Source organism: Arthrobacter globiformis (genome assembly GCF_003261175.1).
GTDB classification, from domain to species: domain Bacteria; phylum Actinomycetota; class Actinomycetes; order Actinomycetales; family Micrococcaceae; genus Arthrobacter; species Arthrobacter globiformis_A.
This window is the reverse complement of sequence record NZ_QLNP01000104.1, coordinates 22,780-43,277: the sequence shown is the minus strand read 5'-3', so window position 1 is coordinate 43,277 and position 20,498 is coordinate 22,780. Positions and strand designations below refer to the sequence as shown.

Below are 20,498 nucleotides of genomic sequence, written 5' to 3'. Positions count from 1 at the left end.
TCTAGAGTCCGATCAGGTTCAGGACGGGAATAGATGAGACAGGCAGGGCCACGTTCAGTCCGTAGTTGAAGGCGTAGAAGGCGCCGACGCTTCCGGCCAGGGCGGTCAGGAGGGCGGACAGCCAGCCCCGCTTCCCCCGGATCTTCAGGTGGTACATCAGGAAGAGGAACATGCTCAGCTGGAAGCCGAGCAGGTCCAGCAGCGCTGCCAGCAGCACAAGGCTGACGACGACGGCGAGCACCAGCCCGCCGTCGGCCCCTTCACCCGTTGTGCTGGGGCGCTTGAGCTCCTGAAGCAGCCACAGGACCGACATTGCGGCGAGCACCGCGCCCATGGCGAACGGGAACAGCCCGGGGCCGGGACCCAGCGAGGTCCACAGGCCGAGGCCCACCGAGCTGACAAGTACGTAGGCGCCCAGTGCCCCGACGGCGGCGATCCCGGCCAGGACGCTGCGCGCTGGCCTCGCCCGGGTGGGGGACTGGGTCATGGTCGACTCCGTTGTCATCAAAATGCCTTCCAATTGCTTTCATAGAATGAAAGTCTCTTACGTCAGAAGAAATAGTGACACGGCCCACAGGTGCTGTCAAGCGGGGTGGCGGCGCGTAGAAGTTACATAGAATGAAAGAATGACGGTCACCAATACGCAGCCCGGCACCGCAGCGGACGATGGCGGCAAGCCCTCCAACATGCGTTCGCTGTCGCGGGCCATGGAGGTGTTCGCCGAACTCCAGCGGGCCGACCGGCCCCAGCGGCTGAGCGACCTGGCGCGGAACTGCGGGATGAGCCTTCCCACCACCCTGCGGATCCTGCGCGTGCTGCAGGATTTTGGCATGGTCAGTCAGACCGACAAGACGTACCGGATCGGCCCGGCCGTGCTGCCCGCGGCGCGCAGCTACATCGAGAACGATCCGCTGGTCACGGTGTCGCGTCCGGTGCTCCAGCAGGTGGCGGCGCAGACCGGAATGACCGCGTCCCTGTACACCAGGCTGGGTTTTGAGCGCATCCTGGTGGTCCGCGTCGACGGCGATGCCCCGCTGCGGTATGACATGCCGCTGGGCAAACGGCTACCCCTGACCGTCGGCGCCGCCGGCAAAATCCTGCTGGCCGGGGCGCCGGACGAACATCTCCAGGAGGTGGTGAAGGGGGCGGTGGCAGCAGGGCACGAAGAGGCCGGCTTCAGCCTGGCTGAGCTCAAGGCCCGCCTGCCCGAGCCGGGAACCGACTATGCCTACTCGGCCGATGAGCGCGCCACCGGAGTGCTCTCGGTGGCGATGGCAATCAGCAGGTCAGGGCTGCCCAGCGAATCCGTAGCCCTGACCAGCCCGGTGGAGGCGGCCACCGAGGAGGGGCTCCAGGCAGGGGTGCCGGAACTTCGCCGCGCTGCAGCCCGGCTCGCTGAACTGCTGGAGGGCAGCGTCTACTAACGGACAGAAAGGCAGGTCCCATGGCAGGAATGCCGCCGGCCACGGTGGAGGTGAGTGCCGCCGTCGTCCATGCCCTCATCCGGGACCAGCGGCCGGACCTTGCCGGCCGCTCCCTGGTGCGGGTGGCCAACGGCTGGGACAACGCGACCTTCCGGCTCGGTGACGATCTGGCGGTCCGGCTGCCCCGCCGGGCCGAGGCAGTACCGCTGATCGTGCACGAGCAGCGGTACCTTCCCGGCATCGCCCGCCGGTCGCCGGTTCCGGTTCCTGTGCCCGTCCATGCCGGCCGGCCGGCGTCGGACTTTCCCTGGCCGTGGAGCATAGTCCGGTATGTCTCCGGCACCGCCGCTGTGGACGCCGGACCGGCGGACCGCGCGCCGGCCGTTGACGGCCTGGCCGCCTTTCTCAAGGCGCTCCACGTGCCCGCCGAAACGGGAGTTCCGGTGAATCCTGTCCGCGGGGTGCCGCTGATGGATCGGAACGCGGTGGTGCTGGAGCGGCTAGCGGACCGGGACCGCTACCCGCAGTCGGCGGAGCTGGGGGCGGCATGGGCGCAGTACTGCGCAGCTCCCGTCTGGGACGGCCCGGCGATGATGCTCCACGGGGACCTGCATCCGGCCAACGTTCTGCTGGCCGCTGACGGGTCGCTGGCCGGTGTGATCGACTTTGGCGATGTGGGGGCCGGGGATCCCGCCGTCGACCTTGCGGCGGGATGGTTGATGTTCGACGCCGGCGCCCGCCAGCGCTTCATCGGCGCCTTTGGCTCCGCAGTGGACCGGAACACCTGGATGCGCGCCCGCGGCTGGGCACTCGTCCTGTCCACCGCGATGCTCAGCAACTCCGACGACAACCCGCCGATGTTCTCCGTGGGGGAGTTTGGACTCCGGCAGGTCCTGGGGCGGTGACCAGCGCTAACGGGCCACCCTATAACGAATTGATAAGTTTACTTACCACTCACGGTGGACGCCCCTAAACTTGTTGCATGGAACCGCTGGTGTCGATCGTATTGGTGTTCGCGGTGGCGCTGCTTTGGCTCGCTGTTCCGGTGCTGCTGCTCTCCAGGATTAACCGGGATGCGCGGCGGGCCTGGCGGCAGCAGAGAAAGGCGCTGAGGATGAAGGAGCGCGATAGCCACAGGAGCCACGTCCCAAAGCGGGCTGTTCTGGCACGGAAGCGTGGCCTCAAGGCTGCCAGGCGTCGTTCGGAGTCGAAACCGCCGGCACTCCCGTCCGCCAGCTGAGCCGGTCAGGGACGAAAATAAGCGTATACGCTGCCCGGGCGGCGGTAGGGTGGGCGCATGGAGATGCGCCTTGAAGTTGTGCAAGTGCCGGTCGCTGATGTGGACGCGGCGAAGTCGTTCTACGTGGAGAAGCTGGGCTTTGTCCTGGACCACGATGTGGAACACATCCCCGGCATGAGGGTGGTGCAGCTGACGCCCCCGGGATCCGCCGCCTCGATCGTCATCGGCACCGGAATGACCAGTATGGCGCCGGGGAGCCTGGAGGGGCTGCAGCTCGTCGTCCCCGACATTGACGCGGTGCGCTCCGAACTGCTGGAGCGCGGCGCCGGCATCAGCGATGTCCAAGACATGGGCGGGGTTCAGTTCGCCTTCCTCAGCGACCCGGACGGCAACCGCTGGGTTCTCCAGGGCGCAACACACCCGGAGGTCAAGAGCGAGCACCTGGACCCCGCCACTTCATAGCGGCATCGGGTGATCCGATGGGTGATCCCTTTGACCGAGACGAGGGCTCTGCGTGGACACGCGGACCCCTTATCGTCGGCGTGCCATGGGCGCCGCCGCAGCGGCTGATTGCGCGCGCTTCCGAACTCGCGGACGGCCTGGACGTGCACCTTGTCTGCGCGTTCGTGGACCCGTCCGGGTACCTGGCCGAATTCGATGCCGCAAGCACGAGGACGGCGGGCTCAATTGACCCGCAGCCCAATCTGGAGTCGCTGTTCCCGGCAGCGGAGGTGCGGTCAGTGCTGGAAGCGGTCCTGGGCAGCCCCGGAGAAACCTGGTCCCTCCGCGTGCTGAACGGTGCAGTCCCGGAGGCCCTGGCTCGGTTGGGCGACAGCATCGGGGCCTCCGCCATCGTCGTCGGAGGTCCGCGCTACGGCGCCCGTGCCAGCTTCAGCAGGCTGCTGGAGCCGTCCGTGTCCGCCCGGCTTACGCGGATCCAGCGCCGTTTGGTGATTGTCGTCCCGGCCCTAACCGCGTCGTCCCGGCCCTGACGCCGGAGATCAGGTCACACCTGTGCCGATAATGTCCAGGGCGGGGCCCCTCAACGCGTACGGAACATTCCCGCCCTGCTCTGGTCCACGTCGTCGTCGGAGGGTTCTGCCGCTGCCTTGCGGCCGGTGAGCCATCCTGGCACAGCGGCGTCCAGCGCATCTGAGCGTGCGGGGGAGAGGTCGCCGTGGCGGAACTTATACCGCTGGCTGCGTAGCCACCCACCGAGATCCTTTTCCAGCCCAGTCACGCCGGGAGTGGCGCGGGGCCAAGGATGTCCGGCGGCCGTGTACGCGGCCAGCTGCTGCAGGTGGTCCTGCCATTGCTGATCTTCCCGGGCCTCGCGGGGCTTGCGCCGCCAGTCGGGCAGGACGGACAGGCCTGCGCCGATGACAGGATTCAGGATGCCGGCGTCCGCATCACGGCGGCGGCGCCGAAGCCACTCGGCGAGTTCCCGCTCCGCCTTGTCCTCGGCGCTGCGTGAAGGGAAACGGCCCGTCGCCTCGACCATGGCGAGCAGCTGATATAGCCGTTTGATGCCGGGCGCCGCGTTCCTGGCGGCATCGTCCACTGCTGCCCGGTGCTCGGCTTTCAGACCGGGATCTGCGGCCTTGGCTGCCGTGACGTGGGACGTGACGGCCGAGACCTTGACCCGGGCCAGTTCGGCGATTTTCTTCCTGGACAGGCCCTTGCGGTACATCAGGGTCCACTCCGGATGCGCATTCGCTTGGCTCTTCAAAGGACTGACATGTTGCTGCTCCGCCACGGTCACGACGTCCTGTCGAGCAGTTCGGCGCGGTGCCGGGCCGCGGCCACGAAATCGTCCAGATCCTGTTGCGTGGCAGGCGAGGACCAGCGCAGGAGCAGGCCCGATGCTTCGACGGTTACCTTCAGGAGGGTCCGTCCTGAGACGGGTATGAGGCTAAATGAACGGACGACCCGGAGCAGCCGCATCGGCAACTCGGAGGTCCAGGTCATGACCTCGCCCGTGTCCTGCCGGACCCGTGCCCGGACCGGACGGTCGTGCCCCAATGTGGTGATGCGGACCGTTTCACCGTCCCGCAGGTCCCCTTCGATTTCCGTGACACCAGAGTTCCAGACGGCCATGTTGCCCGAGTCCGTGAGCACGTCCCACACTGTGGATAACCGTGCATTGATCAGCACCTCGGATGTTTGGAGAACCATGGGCCAAGAATAGCCACGGGACCCTGTGCCCGGCCGGGATTCCCAGACCATTCATCCAACATTCATCTTGACCAACGAGGCTGAATGCGAAAGGCCCTGCCCCCGGCGAACCGGAACAGGGCCTTTCAGCAGCTGTAACGCTTGAACAGCTGGAACTAGGGTCAGTTGGTTGCGGCGCTCGACGCTCGGGGTTCCAGCGTGTATTGCTTGGGTAGCTTCAGCGACCGTTCCGCCATGACGTCGCGGAGCCTGTCCGGGTAGTCCGTGATCAGGCCGTCCACCCCGGCGTCCATCAGTGCGCGCATCGTCGGCTTGTCGTCCACCGTCCACGGGATGACCTGCATGCCCTTAGCATGGGCGCGGCTCACCATGTCAGCTGTCACGTAGGGGACGTAGCCGGCGTCGGTGACTTTTCCGTCCTGGGGTGTGCCGTGGACCGGGGAGATGGCGTCGAAGCCGAGCGAGGCAGCCGCGTCCACGAGGTCGCCGCCGAAGTCGTCGGAGTCGATGCCGCCCAGCCACGGTGAGGCGCCGGGCTGGCCGGCCTGCAGGAAGTCCTTGTTCGTGAGGGCGACGGTCCGGATGCCGGGTTCGCGTTCCTTCACCAGGCGCAGCGCGCCCCAGTCGAAGCTCTCGATGGAGACGCGGTGCTGCATGTCGGCGGCTTTGATTTCGCGCAGGGCGACGTCGACGAACTGTTCCCGCGGCGCGGTCTGCTCGGGCGCTCCTGCTTCGACCTTGGTCTCGATGTTGAACTTGACCTGGCTGGCGCGGTAACGCTCCGTCAGGTCGAAGACCTCGGCCAGGGTGGGCATCTTGGCGCCGGGCGAGGCCTGCTGGCCGGGGAACTTGGCCAGGGTCCGCGAGCCGCAGTCCAGGCTGCGGACCTGGGCGAAGGTGAGGTCCTTGATGTACTTCCCGACGTAGGGGTACCGCGGGTCCCCCGGGGTGACGGGGGCAGTGTCCTGGCATTTCTCGCCGCTGATCCTGCGGTCGTGCGTGATGACTTCACGGCCGTCCTTGGTGATCTGCAGGTCAAGCTCGAGGGTGCTCACGCCGACCTGCAGTCCCTTGGCAAAGGAAGCGAGGGTTGATTCGACCGTGAGGCCGAGTCCGCCGCGGTGTGCTTGCAGGTCGAAGTGGTTGTCCACGCCGTTGGGGTTGGTGTCCGCTGCCTGGGCCGGGAGGGATGTTCCCAGGGCCAGTCCGGCGGACAGTGCAGCCGCGGTCAGCAGCCTGGTGTACTTCATGGTTGTTCTCCAGTCGATGTGAGGGGATGGAAAATTTCAGGACCTGCGGCCGGGAAGAAGGAGCAGGGCGTCGCCCACCGGCCGTTCACCGGTGGCATCGGAGGGCGAGTTCACAACCTGGCCGTCCTGGACCATGGTGGTGGACCCGCCGCCGTCGAGGTTGATGGCGCTGACCATGCCGAGCGAGCGGGCAACGTCCGCCGCTTCCTTGATGCTCAGGCCAAGGGACGTTGTTTGGCGTCCGTCGGCGGTCACCAGCAGCGTGCGGCCTGCGGCGTCGACACCGGCAATGGTGCGCGGGTTCCGCTTGTGTACCCAGCCGTAGTAGAAACTGTTGCTGTCGCCGGAGCGGACCATGCCGTCCCGGGCAGCCGTCACGTGTTCCCTGCCGTTCTCGACCAGCACGGGACCGCCGTTGACGACGTCGGTGGTGGCGCCGGTCCTAAGGGGCTTGCCGTCGCCGTTGATGAGGTCCGTTGCGACTTGCAGCCGGGAGCCCACCTTGGCCAGACCCGCGAGCCTGTCCGCGTCCGCGCCGATGGCCTGCAGGGTGTGCCCGCCGGCAGGGACAGCTGTGCCGCGGATGGTGTTGACGGCTGTGACCACCCCCTGGACATCCAGAACAACCTCCAGCCCGGGGCCGGACGGCGTTGAGGAACCGAACTCGGACGTGAAGGCCACAATCTCGTCCGCGTCCCTGCAGGTGAAGTCGTGCAGCGGCAGGGACGTGGGGGTATCGTCGGTGCCGCCGCAGTTCCGGATCAGGCCGGGCACGCGGTTGATGCCGTCCAGGGCCAGTTTTCCGGCGTTCCCAAGAGCGGTAACCGAGCCGTCCCAGTGCAGGCGCTGGATGGAACTCCCGTTCCTTGCGCCAATGACCAGGGAGGGCCGGTCGCCGACAGGTTCGCTGAGCACCTTGCCGTCCCGGACTGCGGTGCCGGCGGGGTCGCCGGGGGCTCCGGCCTTCGGGTCCAGCACAAAGTAGCCGCCGTTCACGGCGGCGAGGGCTCCCGCGGCGGATCCCAGCTGGCTGGTGGTTTCCCGGTCCTGGAGGTTCGGGCCAAAGGAGGAAGTGAGGTCTCCGCGGAACACCTTCGGATCAATGGTGAGGACCTCCAGCTTCCACTGTCCGCGGGTGTTATCGCTGGTGCCAGCGTCGCCGTCCCAGCCGGTGTAGATCACGGAGGACGCGTAGCCGGCGGCCTTGATCTCCGCGACGGTGGCGGACCCGTCGGCTTTGGCCGGGAACTGCCCGACGCGCACCCGGTAGCCGAGGTCTCCGCCGGCATCGGCCAGCTGCGGGGACCGGACATGCTCGATGCGGGCGGGAATGCCTGCTGCCTGGAGCTTGCCGGCCACCGAACGGGCCTGCGCCTCAGTGGAGAGTGCTGACGCGGGCGCGTCGGGGTCGGGGGACACCGACGGGGTGGCCACCTCGGCGGTCCACTGCAGGTTCGGGTTGGGGGCCCCGCGGGTGATCGATGTCCGGGTCAGGCCGGGCGCCAGGGTGGTTGCGGTCCGCAGCTCGGGCAAGTCTGCGGCGCCAAGGGCGAGGTTGCCGGATGCCACAGGCGCGACGGCTTCGTGGGCCGGGTTCGACTGCGCGGCGGTGGAAGGACCGGCGGGGACGATGAGGCAGGCCACGGGGAGTCCCAAAGCCAGGGCGGCGATGGCGGTCCTGCTGAGGCGGCGGTTGAGGATGGGCATGGTCAGATGCGCTCCGCCCCTGCGTGTCCGTTCCGGACCCTGAAGGAAGCATCGACGACGGCGGGCGAGACCGTATCGGCGGCGGATTCCACCACGAGGTAGTCGCTGCGGAACCCCTCGGGCGTCGCGGTGCAGCGGGTCCAGCCGCGCTTATCCGGGTTGATATAGCGGGTGTGCGGGTTCGCCGGCAGGCCGTTCTTGATGGCCTGCGCCCAACCGCAGCCTGAGCTGATCGACGTTCCGACAAATTCGGTGGCCACCACTTTCGAGGCCGGGTTGGCGTAGTCGCGAAGGAGGTCATTAGCGAAGGCGGCATGCCAGTCTCCGCTGAGGACGACGGGGTTGGCCGGTGCCTGCTGGGCGATGAAGTTCGTGAGCCTGTTGCGGGAGATCACGTAGCCGTCCCACTGGTCGTGGTTGACCGACAGGGTTTCACCGGGGTCGTAGTCGTACTGCGCCATCATCGTCTGCTGGGCGATCACGTTCCAGCCGGCGGGCGAGGAAGCCAGCCCCTGGAACAGCCACTGCTCCTGCTCGCCGCCCATCAGCGTGCGGGAAGGGTCATACACGTCCGGGTGCTGCGGGCCGCCGGGGAAGTTCTCAGTCAGCTGGTCCGAGCGGTACTGCCTGGTGTCCAGGACGTGGAACCTGGCGAGGTTCCCATAGTCCAGCCGGCGGTACAGGACCATGTCCGGGCCCGTCGGGCGTTGCGGGCGGCGCAGCGGAAGGTGTTCGTAGTAGGCCTGGAAGGCGTTGGCCCGCAGTTGGAGGAAACGCTCCGGATCATTGGAAGACTCGTTGTCCGGCTGCGATATGCCGTCGGCCCAGTTGTTCTCGACCTCGTGGTCATCGAACGTCACGACGAAGGGGAATTTGGCGTGCGCGGCCTGCAGGTCCACGGAGCTCTTGTACTTGGCGTGGTTGTTGCGGAAATCGGCCAGGGATTCGTGGTTCCTGCCCTCGTAGGTGTAGTCGCCCACGTGCACCACGAGATCAAGATCCTCCTGGGCCATCGTGCGGTACGCAGCGTAGCGGCCGCCGGCCCAGGACTGGCAGGACGCCAGGCCAAAGGTGACGCGGCTGGGGTCCGAGCCGGCGGCCGGGGCCGTGCGCGTGTGACCCACCGGGCTTTCCTCGTTGCCCACGCGGAAGCGGTACCAGTAGTCTGCTGACGGCCGCAGCCCGCTGACCTCGGCGTGCACGGAGTGGGCAAGTTCGGGTGTGGCGCGCTCGCTGCCGGCCTTGACCACGTTGCGGAAGCCCGGGTCCGTGGCAACCTGCCAGTTGACCTGGACCTGGTAGGGCGGCATTCCGCCCATCCCGTCGGCGGCCTGCGGTTCAGGCGCCAGACGGGTCCACAGCACGATGCCGTCCGGGGTGGGGTCGCCAGAGGCGATGCCCAGAGTGAAGGGGTTCTGCGGAAAACGCGGATCCGCCCAGGCGGGGGCTGCGGAAAAGCCGTAGACGGCGGCAGCCGCGACGGCGCCGCCGGTTGCCGCGAGGAATCCGCGGCGGGACGTGGTGAAGGAACGGGACACGGTGTCTCCTGAAACAGTGACGGGGATGGTCCCGTCCATTCAGGCAAGGGCACCTGATCGGATCATGAATGTCCGGTGAACGCGGCCCGAACGTTACTGGGGGGTAATCGGGAATGTGAGGTCCACAACCTTGAACTGCTCTGGTAATAGAGAACCTCACGTAGATCGAAGGGCATCGAGCAGCCGTTGTACATGCTCCGGCTGCTCAATGTTGGCGAAGTGGCCGCAACGCGGGATGGTCTCCAGCCGGACGTGCGGGACGACGGCGGCCAGCCGGAACAGGTCAGACGGCGGCGTGAACACGTCACTGTCCCCGCGCGTTGCCAGCACCGGACAGCGGATGGAGCGCCATTGGCCAAAGTCGTAGGCCCCGGCACCCCGGACAGCCGCGGCGAAGCTGGCGGGCCGGGCATCGAGCGCAAGCCCGCGGATCACATGGCCGGGGACAGCTGCCGGGTCGCGGAAGAACGGTGACATCAGCAGTCCCATCACCGGGGTGGTGCCGACTGCCCGTATCACGGCCGTCCCGGACGGGCCGAAGGCTGCCATGGAGCGCATGGTGAGCAGCATGCCGACAAACGGCGGGAATCTTGAGAGGCTCCGAAGCGGCCGCCGCGCCGCCTCGGACACGGCGAACGTGGTGGCCGAAATGGCTGCGACGCTGGCAGCGCGCTCCGGCCACCTCGCGGCCAGGTGCAATGCCAGGAAGCCTCCCATCGAATGGCCCACCAGGTTCCACTGCTGGTATCCGAGCGAATCCAGTATCTCGACGACGGCGCGCGCCATCGTTTCGACGCTGAGCTCTTCCAGCCGGACGCCCGCCGTGGATGCACCCCAGCCCGGCAGATCGATAAGTACGCGGTCAGTGTCCGGCGCCTTGGACAGCAGCGGCCGGAAGGTGGTCCAAGATCCCGCGGCACCGTGCAGGTAGACCTCCGCTGCCGAGCGCGCCGGGAACCCGCGCGCCGCGTGAACACCTCCGGCGCTCTGCTGGACACGCACGGAGACAAGACCCAGCTCCGTGGAAACAACGCGCCGCTGTAGCGCGGGTGCTCCGGTGCGGGCGGTTTCCTGCTGAATGCTGATGGTCATCTGCTGCTCCTGGGTCTCTGGAAGGTATTCGGAGCCGGGGGAGGACCGGACGGGAACCCTACCCACCCGAAGCCACCGGGCGTTAGGATGCCCTGTGAGTTTCACCCATGGATACGCGGCCAACGGCGACCTGCGCATGTATTACGAGGTTCACGGCCCGCCAGCACTAGGCAAGACGCCGCTGCTCCTCATCCCCGGCGGCGGCTCCACCATCCAGACGAACTTCGCCAGCCTCATTCCGTTGCTGGCCGCACAGAGGCAGGTGATCGCCGTCGACGAGGAAGGCCACGGCCGCACCACCGCGACCGATCGCCCCCTCACGGCCGAGAATTCCGCCGGAGACGTCCTGGCGGTCCTCGACGAGCTGCAACTGGATTCGGTGGACGTGCTCGGTTTCAGCGCCGGCGGCCACACCGCCCTCGCCCTGGCCCTGCAGCACCCGGCCAGGGTGCGCCGCCTCATCGCCGCCTCCACGTTCTTCAGCCGGGACGCCGTGCCCGACGAGTTCTGGGAGGGCATGAAAACTGCCACTCTCGACAACATGCCCGCCGTGTACCAGGACGCCGACCGCAGCCTCAGCCCTGAACCCGGGCACCTTGAGCGGCTGTTCGAGCTGGACCGGCAGCGCATCGTCAGCTTCCCCGGCTGGTCCGAGCAGGACCTCGCCGGGATCACCGCGACAACCCTGGTGCTCTGCGCCGACCAGGACGTGATGGGCCCCGAGCACGCCGTGCGGATGTCCCGCGCCATCCCCGGTTGCCGGCTCTTGATCGTGCCCGGCGGCCACGGCGACTACCTCGGCGAACTCGCCGCCAGCGACGGCGACCTGCAGCCGATGCTCGCGACCCTCCCGTTCCTACAGCGCTTTTTGGACGCCTAAGGCAGGACGACGACGTCGGGAACCTCCCGCCGTCGACCGTTCCCGACGGCGGCCCGCGGAACTATTTCCGGACGGTATGTCCGAGGCTGCTCAGGAACCTGGCCACGGCATCATCCGCCGTAGGCGGCGGACCGAAGACCTCCTGCTGGCGGGTGGTGTCGGCGACATACTTGCCGGTCTGGAACCAGTCGATCATGGCGCTCATGTCGCGGGCCAGGGGAACCGCAGGCCCGAGGACCTTGCCGGCAGTGCGCAGGAGGCCGGCGGGGATGGAGCGGACGCTGATCCGCTCCCCGAGAAGGCGGCCGGCGATATCGGCAATTTGGTGCATGGACACCGGGCGGTCCCAGCCGATATCGATCCGTGATCCGGGCGCCACGTCCGCGTCGACGGCGGCTGCGAGATAGCCAGCCAGATCGGACATCAGCACGAAGGTCATCGGAACCTGGTCCGAGCCGAACCAGGTCAGCCGTCGCTTCGCGATCGGGTCACCGCCGAACCGGGTGACCTGGTCCAGGAAGGCGCCGGCCGGAGCGCCACGAACGGCACCTGCAGCTGTTCCAGCCGGTCTTCTGCGAGCCTCTTGTGCCAGAAATGCGGGACACCTGGCGTCTGGTCGCAGGTGAGGATGCTGGTGAGCACGAATCTGCGGACGCCGGCGCGGGAGGCGGCGTCGGCAAGGTTGGCGTTGCCGGTGATGTCAATGGCGGCGGTGTCACCCTTGCGGTGCCGGGTGTATCCGGCCGCCGTGGTGATGACGGCGTCAGCCCCCTGCATGCTGCGGAGCAGGGATTCCGGGTCCATCATGTCTCCGCGGACAACCTCCACGCCGCCGCGCTGAAGCCCGGCAGTGTCTGAACCGGGCCGGACCAAAGCCCGCACCTGCTTTCCGTTCGCCTGTAACGCGGAGATTACCTTGCCGCCAAGCATGCCGGTGCCGCCGACGACGAGTACTGGACCTTCGTTGCTCATTGTGCTTCCTCACGGATTGGTGGTTGGTGGGACATCAGTCCCGTCCTTGCCACGTGCAAATGTCCACCACGTTGCCCTCCGGGTCGATGAGGGACACCCAAGCGGGGGCATAGCGGTCGCCCAGGACGCGGCCGCCGGCGGCCAGGATTGCGTCGATGCGCGCCTGCGCCTGGTCATGCGGGACCGAGACATCCATGTGGATGCGGTTGCGCGGCGGGACGAACTTCTTGTCCTGGAACCACGCGGGCGGCCCGATGAGGTTGGGTTCGATCAGGTCCTCGTCCCCGACCGCGACATAACCCAGGGCGGCACGCCAGAACTCCATGACGGCCGGCCGGTCCTCGGCGTCGAACGCCAGCTGGACGTGCTGCACGGCCGACGGATCCGGTTTCAGCCCCAGCCGGTCCGCAACGCGGGAGATGCTGCGGGCAAGCTCGAGGTCCCGGTCGCTCAGCCCGACGCCCGGCGTGATGACCTGGACCGTGACGGTGTCCGGCCGCAGGTCCACCAGTGGGGCATGGCCGAGGGTTTCGGCAACCTCCGCGATCGCGGCAACGAACTTGGCGCCGGTGGCGAAGTCACCCGTCTCGTAGAGGGTTTTCGCACCCCAGAAGAGCACGCGCCACTCAGCCACACCGTCGGCGGATGAGAACTCTGCATCGGAAATCCCTGTTGCCATGCCCCCACTATTGGGACTCCGCTGCCGGCGGTCAATGGGCCTGTCCCGGTGACTAGTAGGCTTCTTGGGTTGGCTTCGCGTCGAAGCGCTATTGGGGAATCTGTTGGGGGAAAATTTCATGAAGTACCGCTGGGCCGCTATCACCGCCATGGTTGGGGCATTCCTGTGCCTGGGGACGGCGGCTGCCGTGGCAGCGCCCGGGAAAGCCATCTCCATCTACGGCACCCCGGTCCGGGTGGCCATTGCTGCCGACGGCACGGCCTACCTCGGCAATTACGGCCAGGGTGGTGGTGTCTTCGTGGTTCCCGCCGGTGCGACCAGGGCTAGCCGCACTATCAGTACGGGAGGCCACTCCACCACCGGGCTCGCGCTCGGTCCGGATGGCACGCTTTATGTGGCCATGGCAGACGGGGACCAGAGCGCGGTCGGCGTCATTCCGGCCGGGGACGCAGCCATGGCACGGAGCATCCCGGTTTCCGCCGGGCTTCACCCGCTTGCCGCCGGACCAGATGGAACGGTGTACGTGGCCAACCCCGAGCGCAACACCGTCTCCGTCATTGCACCGAACGGCACCGCAGTGGACCGGACAATCAAAGTGGGAGCGCGCCCGTCGGAAATAGCGGTAGGGAAGGACGGAACCGCGTTTGTGACCAACCAAACCACCGGCTCCGTCTCTGTGATCCAGGCCGGGGCGGACACCGTCTCAAAGACCATCGAACTGGTCTCGGACACCGGGACGTCCCAGGAACCGCACGGCATTGCGGCAGGACCCGACGGAACCGTTTACGTAGCCAACATCAAGTCCAATGACGTCGCCGTCATCAAACCGGGCGCCAGCACCGTGGCTGAGCGGATCTTCGTCGAGGGCGGGCCGCAGGACATCGCCGCTGCGCCGGACGGCTCCCTGTACGTGACGAGCCTGCTGAACCAGAAGCTGTCCATGATCCGTCCGCAGGCCACGGAGGTGGCGGGCTCCGTCCCCACCGACGGCGGCCCCGGCCACCTGGCGGTGGCCCCCGACGGCTCTGTCATTGTCATCAGCCCCGGCTCCGGCTCCGGCTCCGGCGGCGCGGTGGTCCGGTACTCCGCGGAAGCCTTGGCAGCGGCGTCGCAGGGTTCGACGGCGTCAGCGCCGCCTGCGTCGCTGGAGCCGACGGCGGCTGCACCGGCCGCAACCCCGGCCGCCGAAACGGCGGCACAGCCAGCCGCCGGCTCTTGGAACGCCCTGCCCGCACTGGCCGGCGGAGCGGCGGCCGCCGTCGTCGCCGTCGTTGCTTTGATGCTGGCGAAGGGCCGACGCCGGAAGGCCGCACTGGCTGCCGGCGCCAGCCAGGCGCGGTAGCGGGCTGTAACATCGTTCACATCCGTCGTTGAAAGGGGAGCAGTGCGCGCAACCGTCAAGGACGTCGCGCGCCGTGCCGGAGTTTCACCCAAGACTGTGTCGAACGTGATGAACGGCGTGGTGCCGGTCAGCGGATCCACCCGGCTCAAGGTGGAGCAGGCCATCCTCGAACTCGACTACGTGCCCAACCTCTCCGCCCGGGGCCTGCGCAACGGCAGGTCCGGCGTCATTGCCCTGGCGCTGCCGGACCTGGCCACGCCCTACTCTGCGGAGATCGCGCACCACGTGGTGGAGGTCGCCCACGAACAGGGCTGGAGCGTCCAGATCGAGGAAACCGGCTCCGATCCCGGGCGCGAATACGAACTCATGTCCCGGGCGCGGTCCAACCTCGTCGACGGCCTGATCCTCAACCCCGTGGTGCTCGATGAAAGTGCCGTTAAAGTGGGCGTCTCCCTGCCGCCGGTGGTCCTGCTGGGGGAGGTCTCCCAGCAGCTGGCCGACCGCGTGTGGGTGGACAGCGTTGCCGCCGCCCGCGACATGACCCGCGCGCTCGCCCGGACAGGCCGTCGCCGCATCGCCGTGCTGGGAACTGCAGAAGGCCGGCACTCGGCAGCGGCAGTTCTGCGCACCCGCGGCTACCAGGCCGCGCTGGATGAACTCGGCATTTATCCTGATGACTCGCTGCTGATCCCCTGCGAGAAGTGGACGCCCCAGGCGGCTGCGGACGCACTCGCCTCCTACCTGGACGCGCACCCGCTCCCGGACGCGCTGTTCTGCTTCACCGACTCCATGGCCATCGGCGCGCTCAGCGTGCTGTGGAAGCGCGGAATCAAGGTTCCGGAGGACATCGCGGTGGCCGGCTTCGACGACATCGCCGACGGGCAGTATGCCGTCCCGTCGCTGACCACCGTTTCCTTCGACAAGCGCCTGGTGGCCAGCGAGGCCCTGCGCCTCCTCACCGCGCGGATGGCGGACCGTGCCAGCGAGCAGCAAGTGGTGACCGTGGATTACAGGATTGTGGAACGGGACAGCACCGGCACCTAAACGAGACCACCCCATCACATTGTTGGCGCTAACAATTTTCTCTTGTGCCGGGTTTTACAACGATGTAATGTGAGGCCTGCATCACACGCCAGCCTCTGCCGGGCCCCGAAATGCAGCGGACCGGAACGCCTGGCGCGGTGCCACAAGGATTACTTTCAGCGGACCCATCCAAAGGAGTGACGGGTGAAGCAGTTTGATTTTTTCGCGGGGAATCAGTTGCCTGGCAGACAGGTTTCCCGGCGACAGTTACTGGCAGGAACCGCGGCCCTGGGCAGCGTCCTTGCCGCCGCCGGACTCACGGGCTGTGGCGGAACCGCCTCCGCGGCGGCTGTTCGGGACATTGCGTTCTGGCATCTGCTGTCCGGCGGCGACGGCATCAAGATGCAGGCCATGATCAGCGCGGCGAACGGGGCCAACCCCGGCTTCAAGGTCCATCCGACCGTCCTGGCCTGGGGCCCGCCGTACTACACCAAGCTGGCCATGGCGTCGGCGGGCGGCAGGCCGCCGGAACTGGCCATCATGCACGCGAGCCGGGTCCCCGGGTACGCGCCGGGCGGGCTCATCGACCCGTGGGACATGTCCCTGCTGGCTGAGTACGGCGTGACGGCGGAGAGCTTCGCGCCGAGAATCTGGGACAAGAGCCAGCACGGCGGCCAGGTGTTCTCCATCGCGTTGGATTCCCACCCCTTCGTCATGTTTTACAACACCGACGTCGCAGGCAAGGCAGGGTTGCTCGCCGCCAACGGCCAGCTGGAGGAGGTGAGCTCCCCGCAGGACTTCCTCGCCATGGCCCGTGAGATGCAGAAGGTGACGCAGGCGCACGGCCTGTCCTTCGGCTACCTGGGCAGCGGTTCGCAGATGTGGCGCCTCTTCTACACGCTCTACAAGCAGCACGGGGCCGACATCGAACTCACGCCCGGCCAGCCGATGAAGGCCGACCGGGAGGCCGCGGTCGAATCCCTGGAATTCATGGCCTCGCTCTTCGATGACACCGTCGCCGCAAAGAGCGGGGACATCGGCACCGGGATCGCCGAATTCGCCCGCGGCGGTTCGGGGATGCTGTTCAGCGGCGTCTGGGAACTCCCCACCTTCAAGAAGGCCGAGCTGCCCGTCGACGCCGCCACCATTCCCACGCTCTACGGGACGCCGGCGTCGTACGCGGACTCGCACTCCTTCGTCCTGCCGCGCCAATTGAACGTCGACGACGGGAAACGGCGCGACGTGTACAAGTTCGTCAGCGACATCCTCAAGGGGTCACTGTCCTGGGCCGAAGCCGGCCACATCCCGGCCTACAAGCCCATTGTGCAGTCTCAGGCCTACCGGGATCTCACGCCCCAGATCCACTACGCCAACGCCGCGGACATCATCGCCTATGACCCCGAGTCCTGGTTCAGCGGCTCGGGTTCCGACTGGCAGACGTACTTTGCGGAAAACGTGCAGAACGTACTCCTCGGCCGCGACAAGGCCGACGACGGCTGGGACGCCTTTGTCCGCCGCACCAACACCCTTCTTTCCCGGCCCAACCCGGTCTGAGGCCACTGAGTATCTGAGAGCACTGAGCATCTGAGACCACTGAGCGACAAAGGAGTCCCCAATGAGTTCCTTAGCAACATCCGAAAGTGCTGAGCAGGCGCCGTCCTTGCCCGGCCAGCTCCGCAGCAACCCGTCCCGCAAAAGACCGTCCGGGACAGGCCGGCCCAACGCATCGCAGTCCTGTCCCCGCCGGACCCGGGACAACCTCAACGGCTGGGGCTTCGCCGCCCCGTTCTTGGCCTTCTTCCTGGTCTTCCTCGTCTGGCCGCTGCTGTACGGCGTGTACATGAGCCTCACCGGCAAGTCCCTCACTGGCGCGAATGACAGCCTGATCGGCCTGGCCAACTATGCCGAAGCGCTGGCCGACGCCGACATGTGGCACTCGCTCGGCAACACGCTCTACTTCACGGTGATCAGTACGGTTCCGCTGGTACTCGTCGCCCTCGTTATGGCAGCACTGGTCAACGTCGGGCTGCCGGCCCAGTGGCTGTGGCGGCTCTCCTACTTCGCCCCGTACCTGCTCGCGTCCACAGTGGTCTCCCTCTTCTTCTCCTGGATGTACAACCCGCAGCTGGGCCTGATCAATGACTCGCTGGCGAAGATCGGGCTTCCCAAGGTGGCCTGGTTGAACGACCCGAACGTGGCCATGTGGGCCATCGTCATCGCCACGCTGTGGTGGACGGTGGGGTTCAACTTCCTGCTGTACCTGGCCGCCATGCAGAACATCCCCGCCCAGCACTACGAGGCTGCGTCGCTGGACGGTGCCGGCGCCTGGCGGCAGTTCTTCTCCATCACCCTGCCGCAACTGACGCCCACCACCGTGATGATCGTGCTCCTGCAGATCCTGGCCTCGCTCAAGATTTTCGATCAGGTGTACCAGATGACGGCCGGCGGCCCCGCGGGTTCCACCCGGCCCGTGGTGCAGTACATCTTCGAAACCGGGTTCACCGGCTACCGGCTGGGCTACTCCGCAGCCATCTCCTACATCTTCTTCGGGCTGATCGTGGCCGTCTCGGTCATGCAGTTCTTCATCACTCGCCGCAGGAGTGCATAATCATGGCAACCCAGACCCTCACCCGTCCCGCCCTTCGCGGCACGTCCGCCACACATCTCCGCCAGCCCCGCAAGAAGATGACCGCCGGCAGGGCCGCCGTCCTGGCGGTGGCCGCGATCCTCGCCGTCCTGTGGCTGATCCCCTTCGCCTGGGCCACGGTCACCGCTTTCAAGAGCGAAACGGACGCCGCAGCGCCGAAAGTAAGCTGGATCCCGCCGTCGGGCTTTACTGCCGACGCGTTCATCAAGGTGTTCCAGGACGGCAACATCCCGCTGTGGACCTGGAACTCGCTCTACACCTCCGCTGCCATCACCGCGATTACGCTGGCTATCTCCGCGCTGGTGGCCTACGCCCTGTCTCGCATCGACTTCCGCGGCAAGAAAGTGCTGATGACGGTGATCATCGCCTCCATCATCATTCCGCCGCCGGTGCTGATCATCCCGCTGTTCTACCAGATGGTGGCGCTGCACATGATTGACACGTCGTGGGCCATCATCCTGCCGCAGGTCATTCACCCGGCCATGGTGTTCGTGCTCAAGAAGTTCTTCGACCAGATCCCGCGCGAGCTCGAGGAGGCCGCGGTGATGGACGGCGCCAGTCGGATGCGGATCTTCACCCAGATCGTCCTGCCGCTCTCACGGCCCATCCTGGCCGCCGTCGCGATCTTCGTGTTCATCGGCGCCTGGAACAACTTCCTCTGGCCCTTCATCTCCACCAACGACGGCTCCATCCTGACCCTGCCGGTCGGGCTGCAGACCATCAAGAGCGCCTACGGCATCCAGTACGCGCAGAACATGGCGTCCGCACTGCTCGCGGCGCTGCCGCTCATCCTCGTCTTCCTGTTTTTCCAGCGCCAGATCATCAAGGGCGTTGCGACGACGGGACTCGCCGGCACCTGACGCGGCACCTTCGCTTTTCATTCCTCTCACTGAACCTGTTCCACAACCAAGGAGATACCCCACATGTCCCGCGCAAGGATCACCCTCGACCGCGACTTCACCATCGGGGAAGTACCCCGCCGCCTTTTCGGCTCCTTCGTTGAGCACATGGGCCGCTGTGTCTACACCGGCATCTACGAGCCCGGCCACCCGGAGGCCGACGAGAACGGTTTCCGGCAGGACGTGCTCAAGCTCGTCAAGGAGCTCGGCGCCACCGTCATCCGTTACCCCGGCGGCAACTTCGTCTCCGGCTACAACTGGGAGGACGGCATCGGCCCCCGGGAAAACCGCCCCCGGCGGCTCGACGGCGCCTGGCACACCCTGGAAACCAACGCCTTCGGCCTGCACGAGTTCGTCGACTGGTCCCGGCAGGCGGGCACCGAAATCATGGAGGCCATCAACCTGGGCACCAGGGGAGTGGACGCGGCCCGCGAGATCGTGGAGTACGCCAACCACCCCGGCGGCACCTACCTGTCCGACCTGCGCGCCAAGAACGGGCACAAGGACCCGTTCAACATCAAGCTGTGGTGCCTCGGCAACGAGATGGACGGGCCGTGGCAGATCGGCCACAAGACCGCCGAGGAATACGGGCGGCTGGCCCAGGAGGCGGCCAAGGCGATGCGGTTCGTGGACCAGGACATCGAACTGGTGGCCTGCGGCAGCTCCAACTCCGGCATGCCCACCTTCGGGGCCTGGGAGCAGACGGTGCTGACCCACGCCTACGAGGAAGTGGACTACGTCTCGCTGCACGCCTACTACCAGGAGCACGACGGCGACGTCGGCAGCTTCCTGGCCAGCGCCGTCGACACCGACTACTTCATCGAGTCGGTGATCGCCACGGCCGACGCCGTCCGCGCCAAGGGCAAGCACAAGAAGCACATCAACCTGTCCTTCGACGAATGGAACGTCTGGTACCAGCGGGGCCTCGACACCGAGGACCAGCCGCACAACGTGACCAAGGCTGGCTGGCGCGAGCACCCGCGGGTCATTGAGGACAAGTACAACGTGACGGACGCCGTCGTCGTGGGCACACTGCTCAACTCGCTGCTCCGCCACGGCGACCGGGTCAAGATCGCCAACCAGGCGCAGTTGGTCAACGTGATCGCGCCGATCTTCAGCGAGGAAAACGGCCCGGCCTGGCGGCAGACCATCTTCCACCCCTTCGCCCGGATGGCCGAACTGGCGAAAGGTCAGATCCTGCGCCTGTCCGTCGACTCCGACAAGTACGGTAATGCTCGGTTCGGCGACACCGACCTCGTGGACGTCAGTGCGACGTGGAACGAGGAAACGGGCAGGGTGGCGCTGTTCTTCGCCAACCGCGGCCTGGAGGAGGCGGCCGACGTCGAGGTTGCCCTGCGCGGTTTCGATGCCCGCCAGGTGCGCCGCGCCGAGGTCCTGGAAATTCCGGAGGGCGGCGACCGCTTCACGATCAACGCCCAGGAGAGCCCGGACCGCGTGGGCCTGAAGCCCCTCGAAGGCGCGAAGGCAAGCGGCTCCGAACTCCGGCTGAGCCTGCCGGCGCTGTCCTGGGCCGTCGTCGAGCTGGACGTGGTGAAGAAGTGATCCCTTCCCGCTCAGGACCTTCGGAGGGCGTTATGTACATCCGTACACAAAGAATGTACGTTTGTAC

22 protein-coding genes are annotated in these 20,498 nt (G+C 66.9%); 12 read left to right on the top strand and 10 right to left on the bottom strand.

What is annotated here, in order from left to right; translation table 11 throughout:
* Window position 1: 1 nt before the first annotated feature.
* The gene (locus tag DBZ45_RS20540; protein WP_111905719.1) at window positions 2-505 is read right to left on the bottom strand and encodes a tripartite tricarboxylate transporter TctB family protein; all 504 of its coding nucleotides are present in this window, start codon (window positions 503-505) and stop codon (window positions 2-4) included.
* Between the two features lie 121 nt (window positions 506-626).
* On the opposite strand from DBZ45_RS20540, the gene DBZ45_RS20535 reads away from it, so the two are divergent.
* The 5 genes from DBZ45_RS20535 (at window position 627) to DBZ45_RS20515 (ending at window position 3,656) form a co-directional block, all read left to right on the top strand.
* Window positions 627-1,424, top strand: a complete 798-nt coding sequence (locus DBZ45_RS20535) for an IclR family transcriptional regulator (RefSeq protein ID WP_111905672.1) — start codon at window positions 627-629, stop codon at window positions 1,422-1,424.
* A 20-nt stretch (window positions 1,425-1,444) separates the two neighbouring features.
* Complete coding sequence (locus DBZ45_RS20530) at window positions 1,445-2,329, top strand: aminoglycoside phosphotransferase family protein (RefSeq protein WP_111905671.1); 885 nt, start codon at window positions 1,445-1,447, stop codon at window positions 2,327-2,329.
* A 77-nt stretch (window positions 2,330-2,406) separates the two neighbouring features.
* The gene (locus DBZ45_RS20525; protein WP_146617546.1) at window positions 2,407-2,664 is read left to right on the top strand and encodes a hypothetical protein; all 258 of its coding nucleotides are present in this window, start codon (window positions 2,407-2,409) and stop codon (window positions 2,662-2,664) included.
* 57 nt (window positions 2,665-2,721) lie between these two features.
* The gene (locus DBZ45_RS20520; RefSeq protein WP_111905669.1) at window positions 2,722-3,126 is read left to right on the top strand and encodes a VOC family protein; all 405 of its coding nucleotides are present in this window, start codon (window positions 2,722-2,724) and stop codon (window positions 3,124-3,126) included.
* A gap of 17 nt (window positions 3,127-3,143) precedes the next feature.
* Complete coding sequence (locus DBZ45_RS20515; RefSeq protein WP_111905668.1) at window positions 3,144-3,656, top strand: universal stress protein; 513 nt, start codon at window positions 3,144-3,146, stop codon at window positions 3,654-3,656.
* Between the two features lie 50 nt (window positions 3,657-3,706).
* Here DBZ45_RS20515 and DBZ45_RS20510 read toward each other — a convergent pair whose 3' ends face one another.
* The 6 genes from DBZ45_RS20510 to DBZ45_RS20485 form a co-directional block, all read right to left on the bottom strand.
* Window positions 3,707-4,393, bottom strand: a complete 687-nt coding sequence (locus DBZ45_RS20510; protein ID WP_146617545.1) for a helicase associated domain-containing protein — start codon at window positions 4,391-4,393, stop codon at window positions 3,707-3,709.
* A gap of 29 nt (window positions 4,394-4,422) precedes the next feature.
* Entirely contained in the window at window positions 4,423-4,839 is a 417-nt protein-coding gene (locus DBZ45_RS20505; protein WP_190243212.1) for an SRPBCC family protein, read from the bottom strand.
* Window positions 4,840-5,000: 161 nt separating this feature from the next.
* Entirely contained in the window at window positions 5,001-6,089 is a 1,089-nt protein-coding gene (locus DBZ45_RS20500; RefSeq protein WP_111905665.1) for a glycerophosphodiester phosphodiesterase, read from the bottom strand.
* 36 nt (window positions 6,090-6,125) lie between these two features.
* Complete coding sequence (locus DBZ45_RS20495; protein ID WP_111905664.1) at window positions 6,126-7,796, bottom strand: phosphodiester glycosidase family protein; 1,671 nt, start codon at window positions 7,794-7,796, stop codon at window positions 6,126-6,128.
* Window positions 7,797-7,798: 2 nt separating this feature from the next.
* The gene (locus tag DBZ45_RS20490) at window positions 7,799-9,373 is read right to left on the bottom strand and encodes an alkaline phosphatase D family protein (protein WP_111905663.1); all 1,575 of its coding nucleotides are present in this window, start codon (window positions 9,371-9,373) and stop codon (window positions 7,799-7,801) included.
* Window positions 9,374-9,490: 117 nt separating this feature from the next.
* Window positions 9,491-10,426: an alpha/beta fold hydrolase gene (locus tag DBZ45_RS20485; RefSeq protein WP_111905662.1), complete on the bottom strand. Its 936-nt coding sequence runs from the start codon at window positions 10,424-10,426 to the stop codon at window positions 9,491-9,493.
* A 94-nt stretch (window positions 10,427-10,520) separates the two neighbouring features.
* On the opposite strand from DBZ45_RS20485, the gene DBZ45_RS20480 reads away from it, so the two are divergent.
* On the top strand, window positions 10,521-11,306 hold the full coding sequence (locus DBZ45_RS20480; RefSeq protein ID WP_223257195.1) for an alpha/beta fold hydrolase: 786 nt from the start codon (window positions 10,521-10,523) through the stop codon (window positions 11,304-11,306).
* 61 nt (window positions 11,307-11,367) lie between these two features.
* Here the strand turns inward: DBZ45_RS20480 and DBZ45_RS23350 are convergent, their stop codons facing one another.
* The 3 genes from DBZ45_RS23350 to DBZ45_RS20470 are packed head-to-tail and all read right to left on the bottom strand — an operon-like array spanning window position 11,368 to window position 12,957.
* Window positions 11,368-11,730: a hypothetical protein gene (locus DBZ45_RS23350; RefSeq protein WP_223257194.1), complete on the bottom strand. Its 363-nt coding sequence runs from the start codon at window positions 11,728-11,730 to the stop codon at window positions 11,368-11,370.
* Between the two features lie 41 nt (window positions 11,731-11,771).
* A complete protein-coding gene (locus DBZ45_RS23345; RefSeq protein WP_223257193.1) occupies window positions 11,772-12,278 on the bottom strand; it encodes an NmrA family NAD(P)-binding protein in 507 nt (168 codons plus the stop codon).
* A gap of 34 nt (window positions 12,279-12,312) precedes the next feature.
* Window positions 12,313-12,957: a VOC family protein gene (locus DBZ45_RS20470; RefSeq protein ID WP_111905661.1), complete on the bottom strand. Its 645-nt coding sequence runs from the start codon at window positions 12,955-12,957 to the stop codon at window positions 12,313-12,315.
* 118 nt (window positions 12,958-13,075) lie between these two features.
* Here DBZ45_RS20470 and DBZ45_RS20465 point away from each other — a divergent pair, with 118 nt between their 5' ends.
* The 6 genes from DBZ45_RS20465 to arfA all read left to right on the top strand — a co-directional run bounded on the left by DBZ45_RS20465 (window position 13,076) and on the right by arfA (window position 20,431).
* Window positions 13,076-14,299, top strand: coding sequence for a YncE family protein (locus DBZ45_RS20465; RefSeq protein ID WP_111905660.1), 1,224 nt, complete (start codon window positions 13,076-13,078; stop codon window positions 14,297-14,299).
* 42 nt (window positions 14,300-14,341) lie between these two features.
* A complete protein-coding gene (locus tag DBZ45_RS20460; RefSeq protein ID WP_111905659.1) occupies window positions 14,342-15,343 on the top strand; it encodes a LacI family DNA-binding transcriptional regulator in 1,002 nt (333 codons plus the stop codon).
* A 183-nt stretch (window positions 15,344-15,526) separates the two neighbouring features.
* Window positions 15,527-16,876: an ABC transporter substrate-binding protein gene (locus tag DBZ45_RS20455; RefSeq protein WP_190243211.1), complete on the top strand. Its 1,350-nt coding sequence runs from the start codon at window positions 15,527-15,529 to the stop codon at window positions 16,874-16,876.
* A gap of 61 nt (window positions 16,877-16,937) precedes the next feature.
* Window positions 16,938-17,930 carry a carbohydrate ABC transporter permease gene (locus tag DBZ45_RS20450; protein ID WP_223257192.1) on the top strand — a complete coding sequence of 331 codons (993 nt, stop codon included), beginning with the start codon at window positions 16,938-16,940 and terminating at the stop codon, window positions 17,928-17,930.
* A 2-nt stretch (window positions 17,931-17,932) separates the two neighbouring features.
* Window positions 17,933-18,829: a carbohydrate ABC transporter permease gene (locus DBZ45_RS20445; RefSeq protein ID WP_111905658.1), complete on the top strand. Its 897-nt coding sequence runs from the start codon at window positions 17,933-17,935 to the stop codon at window positions 18,827-18,829.
* 63 nt (window positions 18,830-18,892) lie between these two features.
* Window positions 18,893-20,431 carry an arabinosylfuranosidase ArfA gene (gene arfA, locus DBZ45_RS20440; RefSeq protein WP_111905657.1) on the top strand — a complete coding sequence of 513 codons (1,539 nt, stop codon included), beginning with the start codon at window positions 18,893-18,895 and terminating at the stop codon, window positions 20,429-20,431.
* The last annotated feature ends 67 nt before the right edge of the window (window positions 20,432-20,498 follow it).